Raw genomic sequence first — 17703 nt, 5'->3', positions numbered from 1 at the left:
CAGGTTTCTCGACGGGGGCTTCTCGGATCAGGTCCAGGAGGCGGACGCGGCGACCTGCTGGGACACGACGTTCACCGACTGGAGGTTGTTGTCCTCGGCGTAGTCCGTGTTCCTCGAGTACTGGCTCATCGCCTCCTGCAGTTTGAGCAGGGCCTGGCGGACCTGGTCGAGGTTCAGCGCCCAGGTGCCCAGCGCCTGGCGGTACGTCAGGGACGCCTGACCGCCCCAGTGCGAGGTCAGCGCCGCTTCGCAGCTCTCCGCCGCGACGCGGGCCTGCTGCTGGTCGGCGACGGTCTGGTTGAACTGGTTGATGAGCCTGGTGGTGGCGTCAGTGACAGAAGCCAGATTGGGTGTTGCCGGCATGGTTCCTCCTCTGTAGTTCCCTCGCGGATCGGGTGGCCGGCCGCGCCGGCCTCACCCCCGGACCCGGGCCGGGTCCAGCACCGGCCCGGCCGGCAGCAGTTCCAGCAGTGCCGACGGCACCGCCACCGCTGTGGCCTCCGGGAAGCCGAGCGACTTCGCCACCGCGGCGCCGGCCACCGGATAACCCACCCCGGCGTCGGTGAGCAGGTGCAGGCTCGCGCCGCTCGGCTGCCCGGCCCGGGCGACCGTGACGAGGCCCCCGCCGCCGGCATCGATGCGCACCCGGACGTCACCGCGCAGCCCGGTCATGTCCGGCGCCGGCCTGACCGGACGGGCGTCCGGGTCCGGCGCGGTGGTCAGGACCTCGACGGGTGCCTCCGGCGGGCCGGACGGGGACGGCAGCCGCACGCACGGCACCTGGCCGCCGGCGACGGCGGCGACCGCCGGTGGCTGTGCCGGCAGCGCCGCCAGGACCGCCGGCGCGGACGTGGTCGTCGTCGTGGCGAGTGCCGCCGGGCTCAGCGGCAGCGCCGCCGGGCTCTGCCCCGGGTATGCCGCCGCCGTGGCCGGGTCGCCGAGGACGATCGCCGCACCGGTCGCGGTCAACGGGCTGAGCCCGTCGGCGCGCAGCAGGTAGTACCGCTCGGTGGTGCCGGTGTTGCGGACCACGAAGACCTGCCCGAACCGCGACGGCCGGCCGTCCAGGTTGGGCCCCGGCTGGCCGCGACCGGTGACGTCGATCGAGTCGACGTCCGGACCGGCGGGCACCACGTCGAGCCAGGGCGCGGTGACCGCCACGGCGAGCCCCTCGTACCCGAGCACCTTCACGAGCCACGGCTGGCGCAACGCGAACCGGCGGCCGGACCAGACGAGATGGGTGCCGGTCCGGGTCGTGGCGACGATCGCCCGGTCGGCGGGGAGCGCCGCACCGGACCGGTCGGCCGTCACGGACAGCACGTTGCCGGTCCGTGCGGCGCCCGCCTCGTCGACGGTCTGCTCGGCGCAGAGCGTCCACGACAACGCCCGCAGCGGCACGGTCGGCAGCGCGTCCGGTGCGCCGACGATCCCGATCGGCTGGCCGTGCCGGGCCTCGGCGAGCGACCGGCGGGAGACGGTCTGGACCTTCGGCGCCGGGCCGAGCAGCAGGCGGGCCGAGGCGTAGTTGAGCACCGGTCGCAGTTCGCCGTCGACGTACAGGTAGCGCGAGCCGGTCTCCCGCTCGACGATGAGCACCCGGGGCTGCCGCCACGCCGAGGAACCACCGGGGACGAAGTAGCCGTAGACCGCGAACCCGACGACCACGAGGCACCCGATCAGCAGTCCGGCGACCGTACCGACGACGGTGCGCCGGTGCGGGTGCTCCAGCGCGTCCGGGTCGGCGGCCACCAGCGCGCAGGTCAGCCGGGAGTGCAGCGCGGACTGCGCCTTGATCTGGTCGCTCCGGGACTGCATCATGGCCTACCCGCGCAGTCCCCGTGCGAACTGATACAGGTCCAGCACGGCGAACAGCACCGGGAACGCCGCGCAGGTGGCCAGCCACTGCAGGACGTCGCCGGCCCGGCCCCAGTACGGGGTGAGCCGCCGCCCCGGGAGGACCACCGCGATCCCGTACAGGATCGCGCCGGCCACCGGCACGCCGGCGGCGCAGACCACGAGCCGGACCGCTGGATCCGTGCCGACGGCGAGCGCGACCGTCACCGCGACCAGCCCGACCGCCGCCGGGACGATCGCGGTCAGGCGGTGCCAGGCGTTCGTCATCGGGCGGGCACCCAGGATCCGCGCCAGCGCGATCAGGATCACCACCGTGGCCGGCGCCCAGCCGGGCAGCCACGCCGCCGCGACCGCGCCGACCGTGGCGGTGACCGCCAGCCCGCCGTAGAGCGCCAGCATCACCCGGTCGATCCGGGCCGCGCCGGCGAAGATCTGGGCGCTGGGGATCGGGTCGAGATCCTCCTGCAGGTGGCCGGGCTCCGTCGGCAGCGGCGCCAGCCGCATGCCGGCCAGCCGGAACGCCGTCATCGGCACGGCGGTCGCGGCGATCGTCGCGGCGAGCGCGAGCGTCGCGGCCGCCCGGGAGTACCCGATCGGCACCACGACGGCGAGCAGCGCCCCGCCGGCAACCCCGCCGGCGGCGACCGCGAGACCCGCGGCGGCCGCCCGGACCACGTCGACGAGGACCGCCGTCAGCACCGCGACGGCGAAGACCGCAACGGCTCCGGCCAGCACGTTCGGCGCGGTCAGGCGCAGCGCCGCCGGGCCGGTCGAGACGTCCGGGCTCAGCAGGCCCGCCACCGCGGCGAAGCCCGCCGCGCCGGCCGCGAGGACGGCGGCGGCGATCCGGTCACCGGTGACCCGCACCGCCCACGCGGCGAGGATCGCCAGCACCGCGACGATGACGGCGACGGCGATCCGCGCCGCCGCCGGGCCGGGCAACGCCAGCAGCACCCATCCGAGCGCCAGCACCAGGCCGAGCGCGGTGAGCGCCGCCGCGCGGGTGGACGCCGCCAGCCACCGGGGGGCGCGGCCGCGGACCGCGGTCGCCACACCGTCGATGAGGTCGTCGAAGTCGATCGGTGGGATCTGATCGGCCCGGGGCAGCAGATGCACGGTGTCCCCGTCGTGCAGCCCGGCCTCGGCGAGGCTCAGGTTCTCGTCCAGGGGCGCCTCGCCCAGCCGCTGCAGCACCCAGCCGCCGTGCTCCAGGCCGGAATCGGCGAGCCCCGACTCCTCGGCCAGGTCCGCCGGTTGCAGCTGCCGCAGCAGCGTCGGGAGCAGGTCCGCGATCGGCACGTGGACGGGCACGGCGATGTCGATGCGCCGATGCGGCCCGTACACCGCCAGCCGGCACATCTCGCTCGTCGTCGCCGCCGTCACATAGAACACCACGCCCGCCCCACCCGGCCCGGTTCGAGCGGGACGGCCCGCTGTCCCCGGACTGGGGACCTCCAGGGACGCCCGGCACATGAGCCATGGCCGCCGGCACGACGTTGTATCCGATGAGTGCACTGTTCCGGCCAGGTCGTCGCTCGACCGGCGTCGCAGAAACGAGGCGAGTGCGTGAGTACCCTGCTGTTCCGGCGGCCGCCCCGGCGAAACGGGCCGGAGCTGCCCCACGGCGAGCTCAACCTGCAGGAACCGCCCGTCATCCCCGAGGTCCAGCGCGGCGGCATGCGGATGCTGCTGATGCTGCTGCCGATGGCGTTGATGTCCGGGGTCATGGTGCTGATGTTCACCCGCTCGTCGGGCACCTCGTCGTGGCTGATGGGCGGGATGATGATGGTGGCGATGGTGGCCATGATGGGCGGCCAGATGCTCGGCGGCTCCGGCGACCGGACCCAGCGGATGGCCGGGGACCGCCGGGACTACCTGCGGTACCTCTCCCAGCAGCGGCGGCGCATCCGGCAGGTCGCGGCGAAGCAGCGCGACGCGCTGGACTGGCGCCACCCCGACCCGGCGTCGCTGTGGTCGCTGGCGATGACGAGCCGGCGCTGGGAACGCCGGCCCGCCCATCCGGACTTCGGGGAGGTCCGCATCGGCACCGGCGAGCAGCGGCTGGCCGTGCGGATCGCGCCGATGCAGACGAAACCCATCGAGGACCTCGAACCGCTGGCGGCGAAGTCACTGCGCCGGTTCATCAAGGCGTACGGCACGCTCGCCGCTCAGCCGGTCGCGCTGTACGTCCGCGGCTTCGCCCAGATCCGGCTCACCGGCGACCTGGACCTGGCCCGCGGCATGCTCCGCGCGCTGCTGGCGCAGCTCGTCACGTTCCACCCTCCGGAGGAACTGGTGGTGGCCGCGTGCGTCGGTGGCGACGCCGCCGAACGGTGGGACTGGCTGAAGTGGCTGCCGCACAGCCAGAGCGCGCAGGCGCAGGACGCGGCCGGCGCGGCACGGCTCGTCACCGACTCGATCGACGAGCTGATCACGCTGCTCGGTGAGGGCTTCGTCGCGCGCGCCCGGTACGAGTCCGACGCCGTCCCCAGCCGCGACGAGCCATACGTCGTGGTTCTGTGCGACGGCGGCCGGATCCCGCCGAACCACCGGGCCATCGCCGCCGGATACCGCAACATGGTCCTGCTCGACGTGGGCGGTCCGGCCGTGCCGCCGTCCAAGCAGATCCTGCGGATCGACGCCGCCGACGGTGACCTGACCATCGTCAAGGTCGACCGGGTCGGCCGGGAGATCCGCACGCCGCTGGCCCACGCCGACTGGTTCGGGACCGTCGCGGCACGGTCGCTGGCGCGGCTGCTCTCCCCGTACCGCCTCAGCGTCTCGACCGAGGTGACGGCAGACGCGCTCGCCACCGACTTCGACCTCGCGACGCTGCTGAACGTCGACGATCTCGGCCGACTGGACCTCACCACGCTCTGGGGCGGCCGCGGCGCCGCCGACCGGTTGCGGGTGCCGATCGGGGTCGGGGCCGACGGCCTGCCGATCGACCTGGATCTCAAGGAGCCGGCGCAGGGCGGCTCCGGCCCGCACGGACTGCTCATCGGCGCCACCGGGTCCGGCAAGAGCGAGCTGCTGCGCACGCTGGTGCTCGCCCTGACGATGACGCACTCGTCGGAGACGCTGAACATGGTGCTCGTCGACTTCAAGGGCGGCGCCACGTTCCTCGGGCTGGACCGTCTGCCGCACGTCTCGGCCGTGATCACCAACCTCTCCGAGGAGGCCGCGCTGGTCAGCCGGATGCGCGACGCGCTGCACGGCGAGCTGGTCCGCCGCCAGGAGCTGCTGCGCAAGGCCGGCAACTACAGCTCGGCCCTGGACTACGAGCGGGCCAGGGCGCAGGGCACGGCGCTGGATCCGCTGCCGAGCCTCGTCGTGGTCGTCGACGAGTTCAGCGAACTGCTGGCGGCGCACCACGAGTTCGTCGAGCTCTTCGTCATGATCGGCCGGCTCGGCCGCTCGCTCGGCGTCCATCTGCTGCTGGCCAGCCAGCGGCTCGACGACGGCCGGATCGGGCAGCTGGAGTCGCACCTGTCGTACCGCATCGGGCTGCGGACCTTCTCGGCGACGGAGTCCCGCTCCGTGATCGGGGTGCCGGACGCGTACGAGCTGCCCCCGGCGCCCGGCAACGGCTACCTGCGGCTCGACGTGTCCACGCTGGTGCGGTTCAAGGCGGCGTACGTGTCCGGGCCGTACCGGCCCAGGAGCGCCCGGATCGCGCAGGACGTGGTGCGGCGGCAGGTGGTCCCGTACGTCACGCAGCACGTGCCGCACCGGGGACCCACCTCGGCGACGGGGGCGGCCGACGCGGCAGAGCCGACCCTGTCGGCGGAGCCGGTCGCGGCGCAGGACCCCAAGCGCAGCATCCTCGACGTGGTCGTCGACCAGCTGGTCGGCGCCGGGCCACCCGCGCACCAGGTCTGGCTGCCGCCGCTCGCCACCTCACCGACCCTGGACCTGCTCCTGCCCGGCCTGAGCCCGGACCCCGAGCTCGGCCTGCACGCACCCGACTGGCCCGGCAACGGCGCCCTGGTGACCCCGGTCGGCTTCGTCGACCGGCCGTTCGAGCAGCTGCGCGAGCTGTTCACGGTCGACCTCGCCGGGGTCGGCGGCCACCTGGGCATCACCGGTGGCCCGCAGAGCGGCAAGAGCACGCTGCTGCGGACCCTGATCTGCGGGTTGGCGCTCACCCACACGCCACGCGAGGTGCAGTTCTACTGCCTGGACTTCGGTGGTGGCACGCTGGCGGCGCTGGCGAACCTGCCCCATGTCGGCAGTGTCACCAGCCGGCTCGACACCGACCGGGTCGGCCGGACCGTCACCGAGGTGGTCAACCTGGTCGCCGCCCGGGAGCGTAGTTTCGCCGCCCTCGGCATCGACAGCATCGCCACGTACCGGCGGATGCGGGCCGACGGGGCGGTGACCGACGACCCGTACGGTGACGTCTTCCTGGTCGTGGACGGCTGGTTCACCCTGCGCCAGGACTTCGAGAAGGCCGAGACCGCGATCCGGGAGATCGCCGCCCGGGGGTTGAACTTCGGCATCCACATCGTGCTCACCGCCGCCCGCTGGTCCGAGGTGTACCACGGGATGCGCGACCAGATCGGCACCCGGCTGGAGCTGCGCCTCGGCGACCCGGTCGACTCGGCGATCGACATGCGCACGGCCGCGACCGTGCCGTCCGTCGCCGGGCGCGGGATCACCAGCGACAAGCTGCACTTCCTTGGCGCCGTGCCCCGCATCGACGGCGACAGCGGCCCGGTCGACCTCACCGACGGCGTGCGGGCGCTCGTCGAGACGGTGAACGAATGCTGGTCGGGCCCGACCGCGCCCCGGGTGCGGACGCTGCCGGCGATCGTCCCGCTCACCCAGCTCCCACCGCCCGAGGGCGACCTCCGCGTGGCGGTCGGGCTGGACGAGGACGGCCTGCGACCGGTGTGGCACGACTTCGCCGAGGTGCCGCACCTGACGATCCTGGGCGACAACGAGACCGGCAAGACGAACCTGCTCCGCCTGCTCGCCCAGGCGATCACCACCCGGTACACCCCGGAGCAGGCACGGATCATGGTGGTGAACTACCGGCGGGAGCTCTTCGACGACATCCCGGCCGATTTCCGGCTCGGCTACTCGGTCTCCCCCGACGCCACCCGGGAGACCGTCGCCGATGCCGTGCTGGGGCTCAAGGCCAGGGTGCCCGGCGCCGACATCACCGCGGAACGGCTCCGCCGCCGCGACTGGTGGACCGGCCCGACGCTGTTCATCCTGGTCGACGACTACGACATGCTGAGCGGGCACGACAGCCCACTGCAGCCACTCGTGCCGCTGGTGCAGCACGGCGCGGACATCGGGATGCACCTGGTGCTGACCCGGGGCGCGGCGGGCGCGATGCGGATGGCGATGGACCCGTTGCTGCGCCGGCTGCAGGAGACCAACAGCCCGGACATCGCCCTGTCCTGCCCGCCGTCCGAGGGTCCGCTGATCGGCGGGGTGAAGCCGCGGGTCCTGCCACCGGGACGGGCGCTGCTGTGCACCCGCCGCAGCAGCCGGCTGATCCACACCGCGCTGTGCCCGGCCGCCGCGCCGCTCACCGTGGCGACGTGAGCACCGTGGCCGGCGTGCTGGTCTCGAGGGCATCGGACATGTCGGTCCCGGCGTCCCGATCCGGGACCGAGCGACCATGGTTCCTTCCGGCCGGACACCTCATGACCCCTTGCGGCGCAGGGAGGGCCTGCCCTGGTCAGCCGGTCCTGCGGCGCCGGGCTCTTGCGGCGGTGACAGCGGCCACGGTGACCATGAGAACCACCAGCAGCAGCCCCGCCACCGCCAACGCCCGGCCGGGTGCCGCCGACCGCGCCGGCACCGCCGGCAGCACGGCGAGGTCGGCGGGGCGTTCGCCGGGCACGGCCCCGAGTTCCACCGCCGCGACCGCGTCGTACCCGTCGACCAGCCCGGCGCCGGTCCCGGCGGCGGTCAGCGGGACCGCGGTCGCGGTCAACCGCCGGCTGACCTCCGCGGCGGTCAGCGCCGGGTGGTACGCGCGCACCAGTGCCACGACGCCGGCGACGTACGCGGCGGCGACGCCGTTGCCGCCGCCGGTGTAGTGCCCGGCGCCGGTGGGCGCGACGCTGACCGCGCCCTCACCCGGCGCCACCAGGTCCGCCGCCTGCGGCACGGAGGTCTCCACCAGGCCGCCGTCCGCGGTGACACCGGCGACGGCGAGCACCGGCGGGTACCCCGCCGGGTATCCGGGCCCGGCTGGTGCGGTGGCGGCCGTACTCTCGGCGCCGGCCACCGCGGCGACCACGACCACGTTGTTCGCCACCGCGAACTCCACGGCGTCCCGCAGGGCCACGGTCGGCGTGGCGACCGCGGCGGCGATCAGGACGACCCGGGCCCCGCCGGTGACGGCGGCCCGCAGCCCTGCGGCGAGCGTGTCGGCGGTGAGCTTGCCCCGCGCGTCGGTGACCCGCACCGGCAGGATCGTCGCGGCCGGCGCGACGCCGGCGAAGTCCGTCCCGTCGACCGGCCGGCCGGCGACCAGCCCGGCGAGAAACGTCCCACGCCCGCGGCAGTCGCTGTCGGCGCGTCCCGGACGGCCCTTCTCGACACCGGCACCGGTACCGGCCACGTCGACGCCGGCCTGGACGGCGCCGGTGAGCGCGGGCGCGGCCGGGCTGACCCCGGTGTCGAGGACCGCGACGGTGACGCCGCCGCCCCGGGTGAGCGGCCAGACGGCGGGTGCCGCCATCCTCGCCTGCGCCCAGCCCACGCCCCGCTGCACCGATGGGGACGCCGGGACACAGCCGCTGCTCGGGTTCGGTAGCTCCGGCAGGGCCGGCGCTGCCGGCTCTGCCCGCGCCGCGGTCCCGGGCAACGGGACCGCGAGCAGCGCGGCGACGACCGCCGCGGCCGCCGACCAGCTTCGCCGTCGCATCCGATCCCCCTCAGACCAGTCCGAGGCGCAACGCCACGCGGGTCAGCTCGGCCTTGTTCGTCACGTTGAGCTTCGACCGGAGCCGCTTCAGATACGTGTTCACCGTGGCCTCGGCGACCCGCATCCGCTCGGCGACCTCGCGGTGGGTGCAGCCGGTGGCGACCCACCGCAGCGTCTCCAGCTCCCGCGGGGTCAGCGTCTCCGCCGCTTCGAGGTTCAGCGCGGAGCGCAGCGTGCCGGTGCAGTCCGGTGCGACGTACAGGGCGCCCGCGGAGACGGCCTCGAGACCGGCCGGCAGTTCCCGTTCCACGTCGGCGGCGGGCACGACCGCGAGCGCGCCGGCACCGAGCAGCCCGGCGACGTCGGCGCCCGGTCCGACGACCGCCACGACCGCGGAGGCGCCGGCTGCCACCGCCGCCGCCACCCCGGCCGGTCCGGCCCGGTCCGCCACCACCACCACAACCCGGCCACCGGCCGTCACGGCGTCCAGCCTGGCCACCGCACGGGCGGCGCCACCGTGCTCCCGGACGACCCGCAGGATCAGGGCCTCGGCCGGATCGCCGGCGACGACGAGCACGACCTCGCAGCGCCCGGCGGGCGTCGCGTCGCGCGGCATCCCGGCCGTCCTCAACCGACCGGTCGCAGCCGGGCCGCGTGCTCCGGGCGGTTGACGTACCCCAGTTCCACGGCCCGCCGGGTGAGCTGGGCCTTGTTGCGGGCGTCGAGTTTCAGCCGGAGGCGCTTGGCATACGTGTTGATCGTCCCCGGCGACACCCGCATCCGCCGGGCGGCCTGCGCGTGGGTGTAGCCGTCGGCGATCCACCGCAGCGTCTCCACCTCGCGGGGCGCGAGCGTGGGCACCCGCCCGGCCGGCACCGCGCGGCTGGCGGCCGCCTCGGTGATCCGGCCGCGGACCCCGCCGGCCAGGCCGGTGCCGACGTACACCCCGCCCCCCGCGACCGCCCGGACGGCCCGCCGCAGATCCGTCCCGCTGCTGCCCGTGCTCACCACCCCGCTCGCGCCGGCCTGGATCGCCGCGACCGGGCACGGCAGCGCGTCGAAGGCGCAGACCAGCACGACGCCGGCGTACTCGCGGAGTCTCCGGGTGGCCTGGAACGCCCGGCCGTCCGGCATCCGGTCGAAGAGCACCACCACGTCCGGTGCGGGGCCGATCAGCGGCGCACCCGCCAGCACGTCGTCAAGGGTCCGGGAGAGCCGCACGAGCCGCAGCGATGTGTCCTGCGACAGCAGATGCACCAGGCCCGCCAACGCGAGCGGATCCCATGCCGCGATCGCCACCTCGGGTCGGGACTTCGTCACCATCGTCACCTCGGTCATTCAAGGGGGTCATGCACAGGGGTCCCTCGAAAGGGGTCGGTACCGCCGCTCACCTTGCGCGACGCGTGCATCGCACGCCAGGCGGACTCGGCGGCAACATCACCCTGCCGCCGCCCGCCGGGGAGGGGGTACCTCGTTTTGTCCCCCGCCGTTGCGCGCCGGGTTGGCGGCGGGTGCACCACGATGGACACGGTCAGCGTCCGGCCCGACGAAGGAGATGCGATGGCCCCCGACGACCTCGACGTGCCGCCGTCACAGGTCGAGTGGCACCGGCTGCTGCTGGGTCTCGCCGGCCGGCTGCCCGACGACCTGATCAGTGAGGCGAGGACCTGGGTCGCGCAGGGCCGGCTCGCGGAGGCGGCCCAGGGCATCGCGTACGCCGCGGCGACGGGAGGTGTGCCGGTGAGCGACGCGCAGGCGGCGCTGCTCGCCAGGACACTGCGCGCGGCCGGCGAGGACTCCGACGCGCTGGCGCAGCTCGACCGGGCCGACGTCGAGCTCATGCCGCCGTTCGAGATGGCCCCGGCGAACGCTGCGGTGCTGCACGAGCACGGCGACGCGATCCCGGCCACCCTCGACCTCACCGGTGGCCACGACGAGGTGGCCGGCCCGGACGGCATCGACGTCGCCGCCGTCGCCGCCGCCGGCCGGGAGCCGGAGATCATCGGGCTCTGGCGGGCCTGGCGGTTCCCGACCGGGCAGAGCCGGTGGCCCGCACCGAAACGCATCTACCTCGCCACGGTACGACCCGGGCTCGCGACCGCGGTCGACGAGCGGACCGGGGCGGCGCCGGTGGCGGCGCTCACCGACCGGCTCCAGGCGGCGCTGCTCACCGCCGGTGAGACCAGCCCCCAGGTGGAGGTCAGCGGCGAAGGCGACGATCTCCCCGTGTACCAGCGGATGGCCCGCGCCTGCGCGGCGCTGCTCTGGACGTCGTCGGCCCGGCCCGGGATCCGCCTCGCCCGTGTCTTCGACCGGGTCGACGCCGGGTCCGGGCCACGGTTCGAGCCCGACCACCCGAGACTGACCGACCAGACCGAGCGCGAGCAGGTCCAGGCGTACCTGCTGGGCGGCACGGTCCTGCTGTACACCACCGCTTTGATGGACGACGTCGTGGAGCCGGCCAACACCGGCCGGGTGCCGATGAGCTTCCGCACCGACGGCGCCTGGATCTGGACCGACACGGTGCACTACTACCTCGCCACGCACCTGCTCGCACCGGACGCGGACCTGCTCACGCACATCCGCAACCAGAGGTTCGAGGTCCCCGTGCCCGACTCCGTCGCACTGCACCGGGCGATGGCCGTGCTCCAGGCGCCGCAGCCCGAGCCGGTGTGGACGGTCGGCGGGGCAGATCCCCAGGCCGCGGCGCCGAGCGGTGCATGATCCCGACGGACCGCCCGGGTCCGACGGACCCGCCGGCGTGGTGATCGAAACGGCCGGTCTGGCTTTGCTGATCCGGGACGCCACCGAACCGGCCGGGCCGCTGCGGGCACTGGCGTTCACACTGCCCGCGGAGCCCGGCCTGGCGTCGGTGGTGCTCTCACCGCCGGTCGCCGGGCGGGCGGACCTGCCGGACCTGCTCGAGCGGCTCGTGCGGCAATATCTCAGCGACTACCCGGGTGGGCTGCGCCTCGTCCCGCTCGGCCCGGCCGGGTCACATCGCGGCGCGGGCCCCACCCACCGGCTCGCGGAGCGGCTCGGCCGCCGGGTCGTCGCCCCGGACGGCCGGCTGGTCACCGACGGCGGCCACGGCCTGCACGTCGTGGCGCCGGCCGCCCCGACCGGTCGATGGTGGGTGGGTGAGCCGGGCCGGGATCCCCTGCCGCTCGGCCCCCGGCACCCGGGGCCGCCATGGCAGCACCACCTGGCGACGGTCCCCCTCACCGGCACGGAACTCGATGCGTCGGCGCTGATCGAGGTGCCCGCGGGTCTGTGGCTCTGCCCGTTCGGGGCCGGTGACTGGCAGGAGGCCGCGGAAGCCGCGTTCGCCGTCCCGGTGCGGCCGGCCTCGCTCACCGTCATCCTCGGCCGGCCGGCCCGCCCGTCGGTGCCGGCGTCCGACCTCGTCACCGCGCTGGCGCTGCTGCCACCGGCGGCCCGGGACACGCTGGTCCTCCGCGCGCCATGGTCGGTGGCGGCCGGCCGGCTGCCCGTGCCCGGCATCGACCCGCTGCTCGCGTTCGACGCCGCCGCGCTCGCCCCGCCCGGGCCCGCCGGGCCGGACCTGGCGGCGCACTGGCGGATCGAGGTGAGCGCCGCCCGTCTGCTCCTGTACCGGCTCGACCCGGACGCCGACCGGGACCGGGACCTGGCCGAGCTCCGCGGGCACCACCCGGACGGGCACCACCCGGTCATCGTGCTCGACGGCGCGGCCGCGGCCGACCAGGCGTGGAAGCCGCTGCTGGCCGGCATCGTCGCGCGGCTGCCGGTCGCCGCCCGGGACCGGCTGCGGATCCTCGTGGCCGGTGCCGGGGATCCGGCGGTGCTGGAGGCCGTCCGCGCGGAGGTGCCGCAGCATCCGGTGCTCGCGCTGCGCGGCACCGGCGCACCCGGGCCGCCACCGGCCGTGCCGGTGCCGGTGGCCCGGGTCGTCCCGGTCGGGGTGCCGGTGACCTACCACCGGCCCGACCTCGACCTGGACGGTCCTGGCAGCCGGCTCGTCGTCGCCGTGGGAGCCGGTGGCGCCCTGTCGGTGTACGGCGACCGGCCGGCGTGGCGACCCGTCCCGCCGCCCGCATGGCGGCCGCGCTCGGTCGCGGCCGGTGCGCCCGGCACGACGTCCCCGCCGGGCACGGCGACCCGGGCGGGCCGGTCGTTGATCCGTCCCGCCGGGGACGCGACCACCATGGACTGGCCGGCGGTCCTGGCCGGCTACGTCGTGGAGGTCGCCACCGACCGGTCCGGGATCCGCATCGACGGTCGCCTCGGCAACCCGACCGCGCTGGCCGCGGCCGTCCGTGCCTGCCCGGGGTGGCGGCATCGGCCGGTGATCGTCGTCCACCCCGGCGACGGCCCGGAGGGCATGGCCGGTGACCTGCTGTACGGCGCGCTCGCCGACCGGCTCGGTGTGCCGGTGTTCGCGACGGCTCCCGGCACGGCGGTCACGTGGCTCGGCGCCCTGGTCACCACCAGGAGGTCCCGCTGGTGGCTGCCCCGGCGGGGCGAGTCCCGGGGCAGGACACGGACGGTCCGCGAGGCCGGCACGCTGGTGCCACCGCGCGCCGTCCCCCTCCCGCCCGCTCCCACTCCCCCGCCCGCCACCACCGCCGCCGCCGCTGCCACCGCTACCGCTACCGCCGCTGCCCCTGCTGCCATCGCCGCCGCTGCCGCCACCGCAACTGCCACCGCCGCCCCTGCTGCCGTCGCCGCCCCTGAAGGAACTGCCGCTGCCGCCACTGCCGTTCCCGCACTCGCGCCGCCGCGCCCCGCTCATCCGAGGTCGGCATCGACATCGGCATCGGATCTGGCTCCGGCACAAGTGCAGACACCGCTCGCAGCCGGTCGGGAGCCGCTCGGCCTCGACCCGGACCGGATCGGCCTGCTCCGCCCCGGACGGTGGTCGATTCCCGAGCCGTACCTCGCCGCCATCGAGCCGTTCGCACCCGCGGTCACCGCGGAGCCCCTGACCGAGACCCTCACAGGCACGCTGCCCGGCACCGGCTCCCCGGCCCCCGCCGTGCCGGACGTCCCCGCGTCACCGGCCGCGGCCGTCGACGCCCGGCCGGTTGCCCGGATCCCGTTGATGGACCTTGCCACCGAGCCCGCGCCCACGGACCGCAACGCGCTGCGTGACCTGCTCGGCGGGCAGTACGACGTGCACGCCCGCACCGTGACCCGGATCCTGTCCGAGCAGCCCGGCCTGCGGGTGGCCGGGAGGTATCAGCAGCAGGACATGGCGGCCGCGCTGGTCGCGCTGCGGGCCTACTGCGCAGGCGGCCGGGACCGGGTCAACGCCACGCTGCGGCGAGCGGCGGACCCGGTGACCGCGACCGAGGTCCACGTGCTCGCCTGGTGGGCGACCCTGGCGCTGCGCAACCTGCCGACGGTCCTCGGGCCGGTGTTCCGGCTCGGCTTCAGCGACCCGGCTCCGCTGGCGGTGTACCGCGCCGGCGTGCCGCTGGTGGAGCCGGCCTTCGTCGACGCCGGTGCGGTGCGTCCCGTCGCGCCGGACGGCGCCACCGTCGAGTACGTCATCTGGGCCCGCAGCGCCCGGCGCCTCGACCCGCTGCGGTTGGCCGCACCCCGCGGCGGGCACCGGTCGGGTCTCGCGCTGTTCGCGCCGGCCACCCGCTTCCGGGTCCTCGCCGTCGAGAAGATCGACAGGGAGCCGACGAGGGTGTACCTGCGGGAGGTCGCGAGCGGCCGCACCGGCGAGGACGCCCGGGCCGCCGACGAGCGCGAGCTGGATCGGCTCCGCCGGGCACTGCCGGTCGCCGGGACGGCCGCGGACGGGGACGCCGACCCGGCGGACCGTCCGGACTGGACGATCGGCGTCGACGACGACGGTCGGCGCTTCACCATCGACGAGGCCGACGCCACCGTGAACGCAACGGTCGACGCCGCGGCTGATTGGGGACGGTGACCGTGGGATTCGACGTGCTGACCGTGGCGCGGGACGACGCCGGGTGCCTGCCGTCGATCGCGCACGCGCTGGCGCAGGCCGGTCCGGGCGCGACGATCGCGATCCAGCCGGGGACATACCGGGAGCCGCTGGTCTTCGCGACCGACGTCACGCTGATCCCCGAGGAGGGGCCGGGCACGGTCACCATCGTCGCCACCGGCGGTGTCGGGGTGTTCGTGCGCGGCGGGGCCTGCGTCCTGCGGGACATCGCCCTGCGCGGCGGCACCGAAAGCTTCCCGGTGGTGCAGGTCGCCGCCGGCAGCCTCACCCTGCACGACTGCACCGTCGACGCGGCGGGCGTGGTGGCGGTGCACGTGCGTGGCGGCCGGCTGGAGATGCACGCCGGCACCGTCAGCAACAGCGGCGGCGCCGGCCTGCTGGCGGAGGGGACCGCGGCCGGCACCTTGACCGGGGTCACGTTCACCGGGATCGCCGGCAACGCCGTGGTGATCACCGAGCAGGCCGATCCGCGCCTGGTCGGCTGCACCGTCGCCGCCACGGCCGGCGCCGGGATGGTCAGCGCCCGGGGCGGCGCCGGCCACCTCGACGGATGCACGATCGGCGGCACCACGGGGCCGGGCATCGTCGTCGAGCAGGACGGCCGGCTCGACGCCCGCAACAGCACGGTCCACGGGCCGGCCCCGGTGGGCATCCAGGTCACCGACGCCGCCCCGACGATCGTCGACTGCCGGGTCCGCGACGTCACCATCGGCGCGGTGTTCGCCGGTTCCGCGCGGGGCACCGTGGAGCGGCTCGCGGTGCACGGCGGCCGGCGGGCGCTGGTGGTCGCGGGTGCGGCCCGGCCGGAGCTGACCGGCGTCGCCGTCAGTGACGCGACCGAGTGCGGGCTGCTCGTCCTCGACGACGCCGCGCCGGTCCTCACCGGCTCGCAGTTCACCGACTGCGGCGTCGGCGTCCACGTGGGCGGCGGGCGGGCGACGTTGGACGTGTGTGAGGTGACCGGTGCGGCCGGACCGGCGGTCAGCGTCGCCGGCGGTGGCCACGTGGAGGTCGTGCACAGCACGATCCGCGGCAACGGCGGCCCCGGTGTCCGGCTGGAAGCCGGCTCGACCGCCACGATCACCGACTCGCTGGTGTCGGAGAACCGGGCCGACGGCGTCCACGTGCTGACCGCCGGGGCGGTGGTGGTGGCCCGCTCGCAGTTGCACGGCAACCACGGTGAGGCGATCCGGGTCGGCGTGGCCACCGACGCGCTGGACGTCACGGACGTCACCGGACCGGGCGCCCGGGACATGACGCCACCCGTGCGGGGAACCCAGGTCCCGGCGGTCCCCGTCCGGATGAGCGAACCGGCCACGGCCGTCGTGGCACCGCCGGAGGATGGCGACCCGACCGGGCCGCTGCTCGCCGAGCTCGGCCTCCTCGTCGGTCTCGGCGGCGTCAAGCGGGAGGTCGCGACGCTCGTCGGGCTGCACCGGGTGGCGCAGCGCCGCGCGGCCGCGGGGCTGCTCGCGCCGCCGATGTCCAGGCACATGGTCTTCGCGGGACCTCCCGGCACAGGCAAGACGACCGTGGCCCGCTTGTACGGTCAGCTGCTCGCCGCGCTCGGGGTGCTGCGGACCGGGCGGCTCGTCGAGGTCGCCCGCGCCGACCTCGTCGCCGAGCACGTCGGTGGGACGGCGGTGAAGACCACCGAACGGTTCACCGAGGCGCTCGGCGGGGTGTTCTTCATCGACGAGGCGTACAGCCTCACCACGGGCGAGGGCAACGACTTCGGCCGGGAAGCGGTCGACACCCTCGTCAAGTTCATGGAGGACCACCGTGACGACGTCGTGGTGATCGCCGCCGGGTACTCCGCGCAGATGCGCGCGTTCCTCGCCGCCAACCCCGGCCTGACCTCACGCTTCTCCAAGACGATCGAGTTCGACAGCTACTCGACCGCCGAGCTGGTCACGATCGTCGAACGGACCTGCCGAACCCACCACTACAGCCTGGAGTACGAGACGAGCATCGCGCTCGTGAAGTACTTCGACCGGATCCCGCGGGGCGAGTCGTTCGGCAACGCCCGGGTCGCCCGGCAGGTCTTCGAGGAGATGATCGGCCGCCAGGCGTTCCGGCTCGCCGAGCTGCCCGAGCCCACCGACCGGCAGTTGGCGCAGCTGCTGCCCGAGGATGTCGAGGCCGGCGCCGCGCACGGCGACGGGCCGGGCTCCCGGGACGGCGACCAGCTCGACGCGCTGCTCGCCAAGCTCACCGGCATGATCGGTCTCGCCGCGGTGAAACAGGAGGTCAGCGAGCTCATCGACCTGCTCGCCTCGGTGCGGGCCCGGATCGCGGCGGGGCTGCCCGCGCCGTCCGTCGGCCGCCACCTGATCTTCGCGGGGCCGCCCGGCACCGGCAAGACGACCGTGGCCCGCCTCTACGGGCAGCTGCTCACGGCGCTCGGTGCGCTGCCGAGCGGCCAGCTGGTCGAGGTGGCACGGGCGGACATGGTCGGGGAGTACATCGGACACACCGCCCAGCGCACCCGGGAGGTCTTCGAGCGGGCCCGGGGCGGGGTGCTCTTCATCGACGAGGCGTACACACTCGCCCCGCCGGACGCCCGCAACGACTTCGGGCGGGAGGCCGTCGACACGCTCGTCAAGCTGATGGAGGACCATCGCGACGAGGTCGTCGTGATCGCTGCCGGCTACACCGACGACATGGAGCATTTCCTCGCCGCCAACGCCGGGTTGGCGTCGAGGTTCAGCCGGCGGATCAACTTCGCCCACTACAGCCCGGACGAGCTGGTGGCGATCTTCGAGCACCTCGCCCGGTCGAACGGGTACGAGTGCTCCGGTGACGTGCTGACGGCGCTGCGGCAGCACTTCGAGCGGGTGCCGCGCGACCGGTCGTTCGGCAACGGCCGCTACGCCCGGCAGGTGCTGGACGAGGCGATCACCCGGCAGGCCGGCAGGCTGCGGTCGCTCGGCGGCACCGCGACCGTGGACGACCTGCGGACCCTGATCCCCGCGGACGTACGGCCGTGACGTGC

General features: G+C 75.1%; 10 protein-coding genes. 4 read left to right on the top strand and 6 right to left on the bottom strand.

What is annotated here, in order from left to right:
• Positions 1–27 precede the first annotated feature (27 nt).
• Genes OHA72_RS37045 through eccD form a run of 3 tightly spaced genes read right to left on the bottom strand, consistent with a single transcriptional unit; the run spans position 28 to position 3249 of the window.
• Entirely contained in the window at positions 28–363 is a 336-nt protein-coding gene (locus OHA72_RS37045; RefSeq protein ID WP_327000712.1) for a hypothetical protein, read from the bottom strand.
• Positions 364–414: 51 nt separating this feature from the next.
• Positions 415–1818 carry a type VII secretion protein EccB gene (gene eccB, locus OHA72_RS37040; RefSeq protein WP_327000711.1) on the bottom strand — a complete coding sequence of 468 codons (1404 nt, stop codon included), beginning with the start codon at positions 1816–1818 and terminating at the stop codon, positions 415–417.
• Positions 1819–1821: 3 nt separating this feature from the next.
• Entirely contained in the window at positions 1822–3249 is a 1428-nt protein-coding gene (gene eccD, locus OHA72_RS37035) for a type VII secretion integral membrane protein EccD (RefSeq protein WP_327000710.1), read from the bottom strand.
• A 171-nt stretch (positions 3250–3420) separates the two neighbouring features.
• On the opposite strand from eccD, the gene eccCa reads away from it, so the two are divergent.
• Positions 3421–7413 (top strand): type VII secretion protein EccCa, encoded by a 3993-nt coding sequence (eccCa, locus tag OHA72_RS37030; protein WP_327000709.1) that lies wholly within the window; start codon positions 3421–3423, stop codon positions 7411–7413.
• Between the two features lie 136 nt (positions 7414–7549).
• Here the strand turns inward: eccCa and OHA72_RS37025 are convergent, their stop codons facing one another.
• Genes OHA72_RS37025 through OHA72_RS37015 form a run of 3 tightly spaced genes read right to left on the bottom strand, consistent with a single transcriptional unit; the run spans position 7550 to position 10084 of the window.
• Positions 7550–8746, bottom strand: coding sequence for a S8 family serine peptidase (locus OHA72_RS37025; protein ID WP_327000708.1), 1197 nt, complete (start codon positions 8744–8746; stop codon positions 7550–7552).
• Positions 8747–8756: 10 nt separating this feature from the next.
• Positions 8757–9362 (bottom strand): helix-turn-helix transcriptional regulator, encoded by a 606-nt coding sequence (locus OHA72_RS37020; RefSeq protein ID WP_327000707.1) that lies wholly within the window; start codon positions 9360–9362, stop codon positions 8757–8759.
• Positions 9363–9373: 11 nt separating this feature from the next.
• On the bottom strand, positions 9374–10084 hold the full coding sequence (locus OHA72_RS37015; protein WP_327000706.1) for a LuxR C-terminal-related transcriptional regulator: 711 nt from the start codon (positions 10082–10084) through the stop codon (positions 9374–9376).
• A 222-nt stretch (positions 10085–10306) separates the two neighbouring features.
• Between OHA72_RS37015 and OHA72_RS37010 the strand changes: the two genes are divergently transcribed.
• From OHA72_RS37010 to OHA72_RS37000, 3 genes are read left to right on the top strand one after another with little or no spacing between them, the layout of a single operon-like run.
• A complete protein-coding gene (locus OHA72_RS37010; protein ID WP_327000705.1) occupies positions 10307–11470 on the top strand; it encodes a hypothetical protein in 1164 nt (387 codons plus the stop codon).
• A gap of 37 nt (positions 11471–11507) precedes the next feature.
• Positions 11508–14669, top strand: coding sequence for a hypothetical protein (locus tag OHA72_RS37005; RefSeq protein WP_327000704.1), 3162 nt, complete (start codon positions 11508–11510; stop codon positions 14667–14669).
• 2 nt (positions 14670–14671) lie between these two features.
• Positions 14672–17698: an AAA family ATPase gene (locus OHA72_RS37000; protein ID WP_327000703.1), complete on the top strand. Its 3027-nt coding sequence runs from the start codon at positions 14672–14674 to the stop codon at positions 17696–17698.
• Positions 17699–17703: the final 5 nt, after the last annotated feature.

Source organism: Dactylosporangium sp. NBC_01737 (assembly GCF_035963215.1).
Lineage (GTDB): Bacteria > Actinomycetota > Actinomycetes > Mycobacteriales > Micromonosporaceae > Dactylosporangium.
Note: the sequence above shows the minus strand (reverse complement) of the source record. Positions and strands in the feature narration are given on the sequence as shown.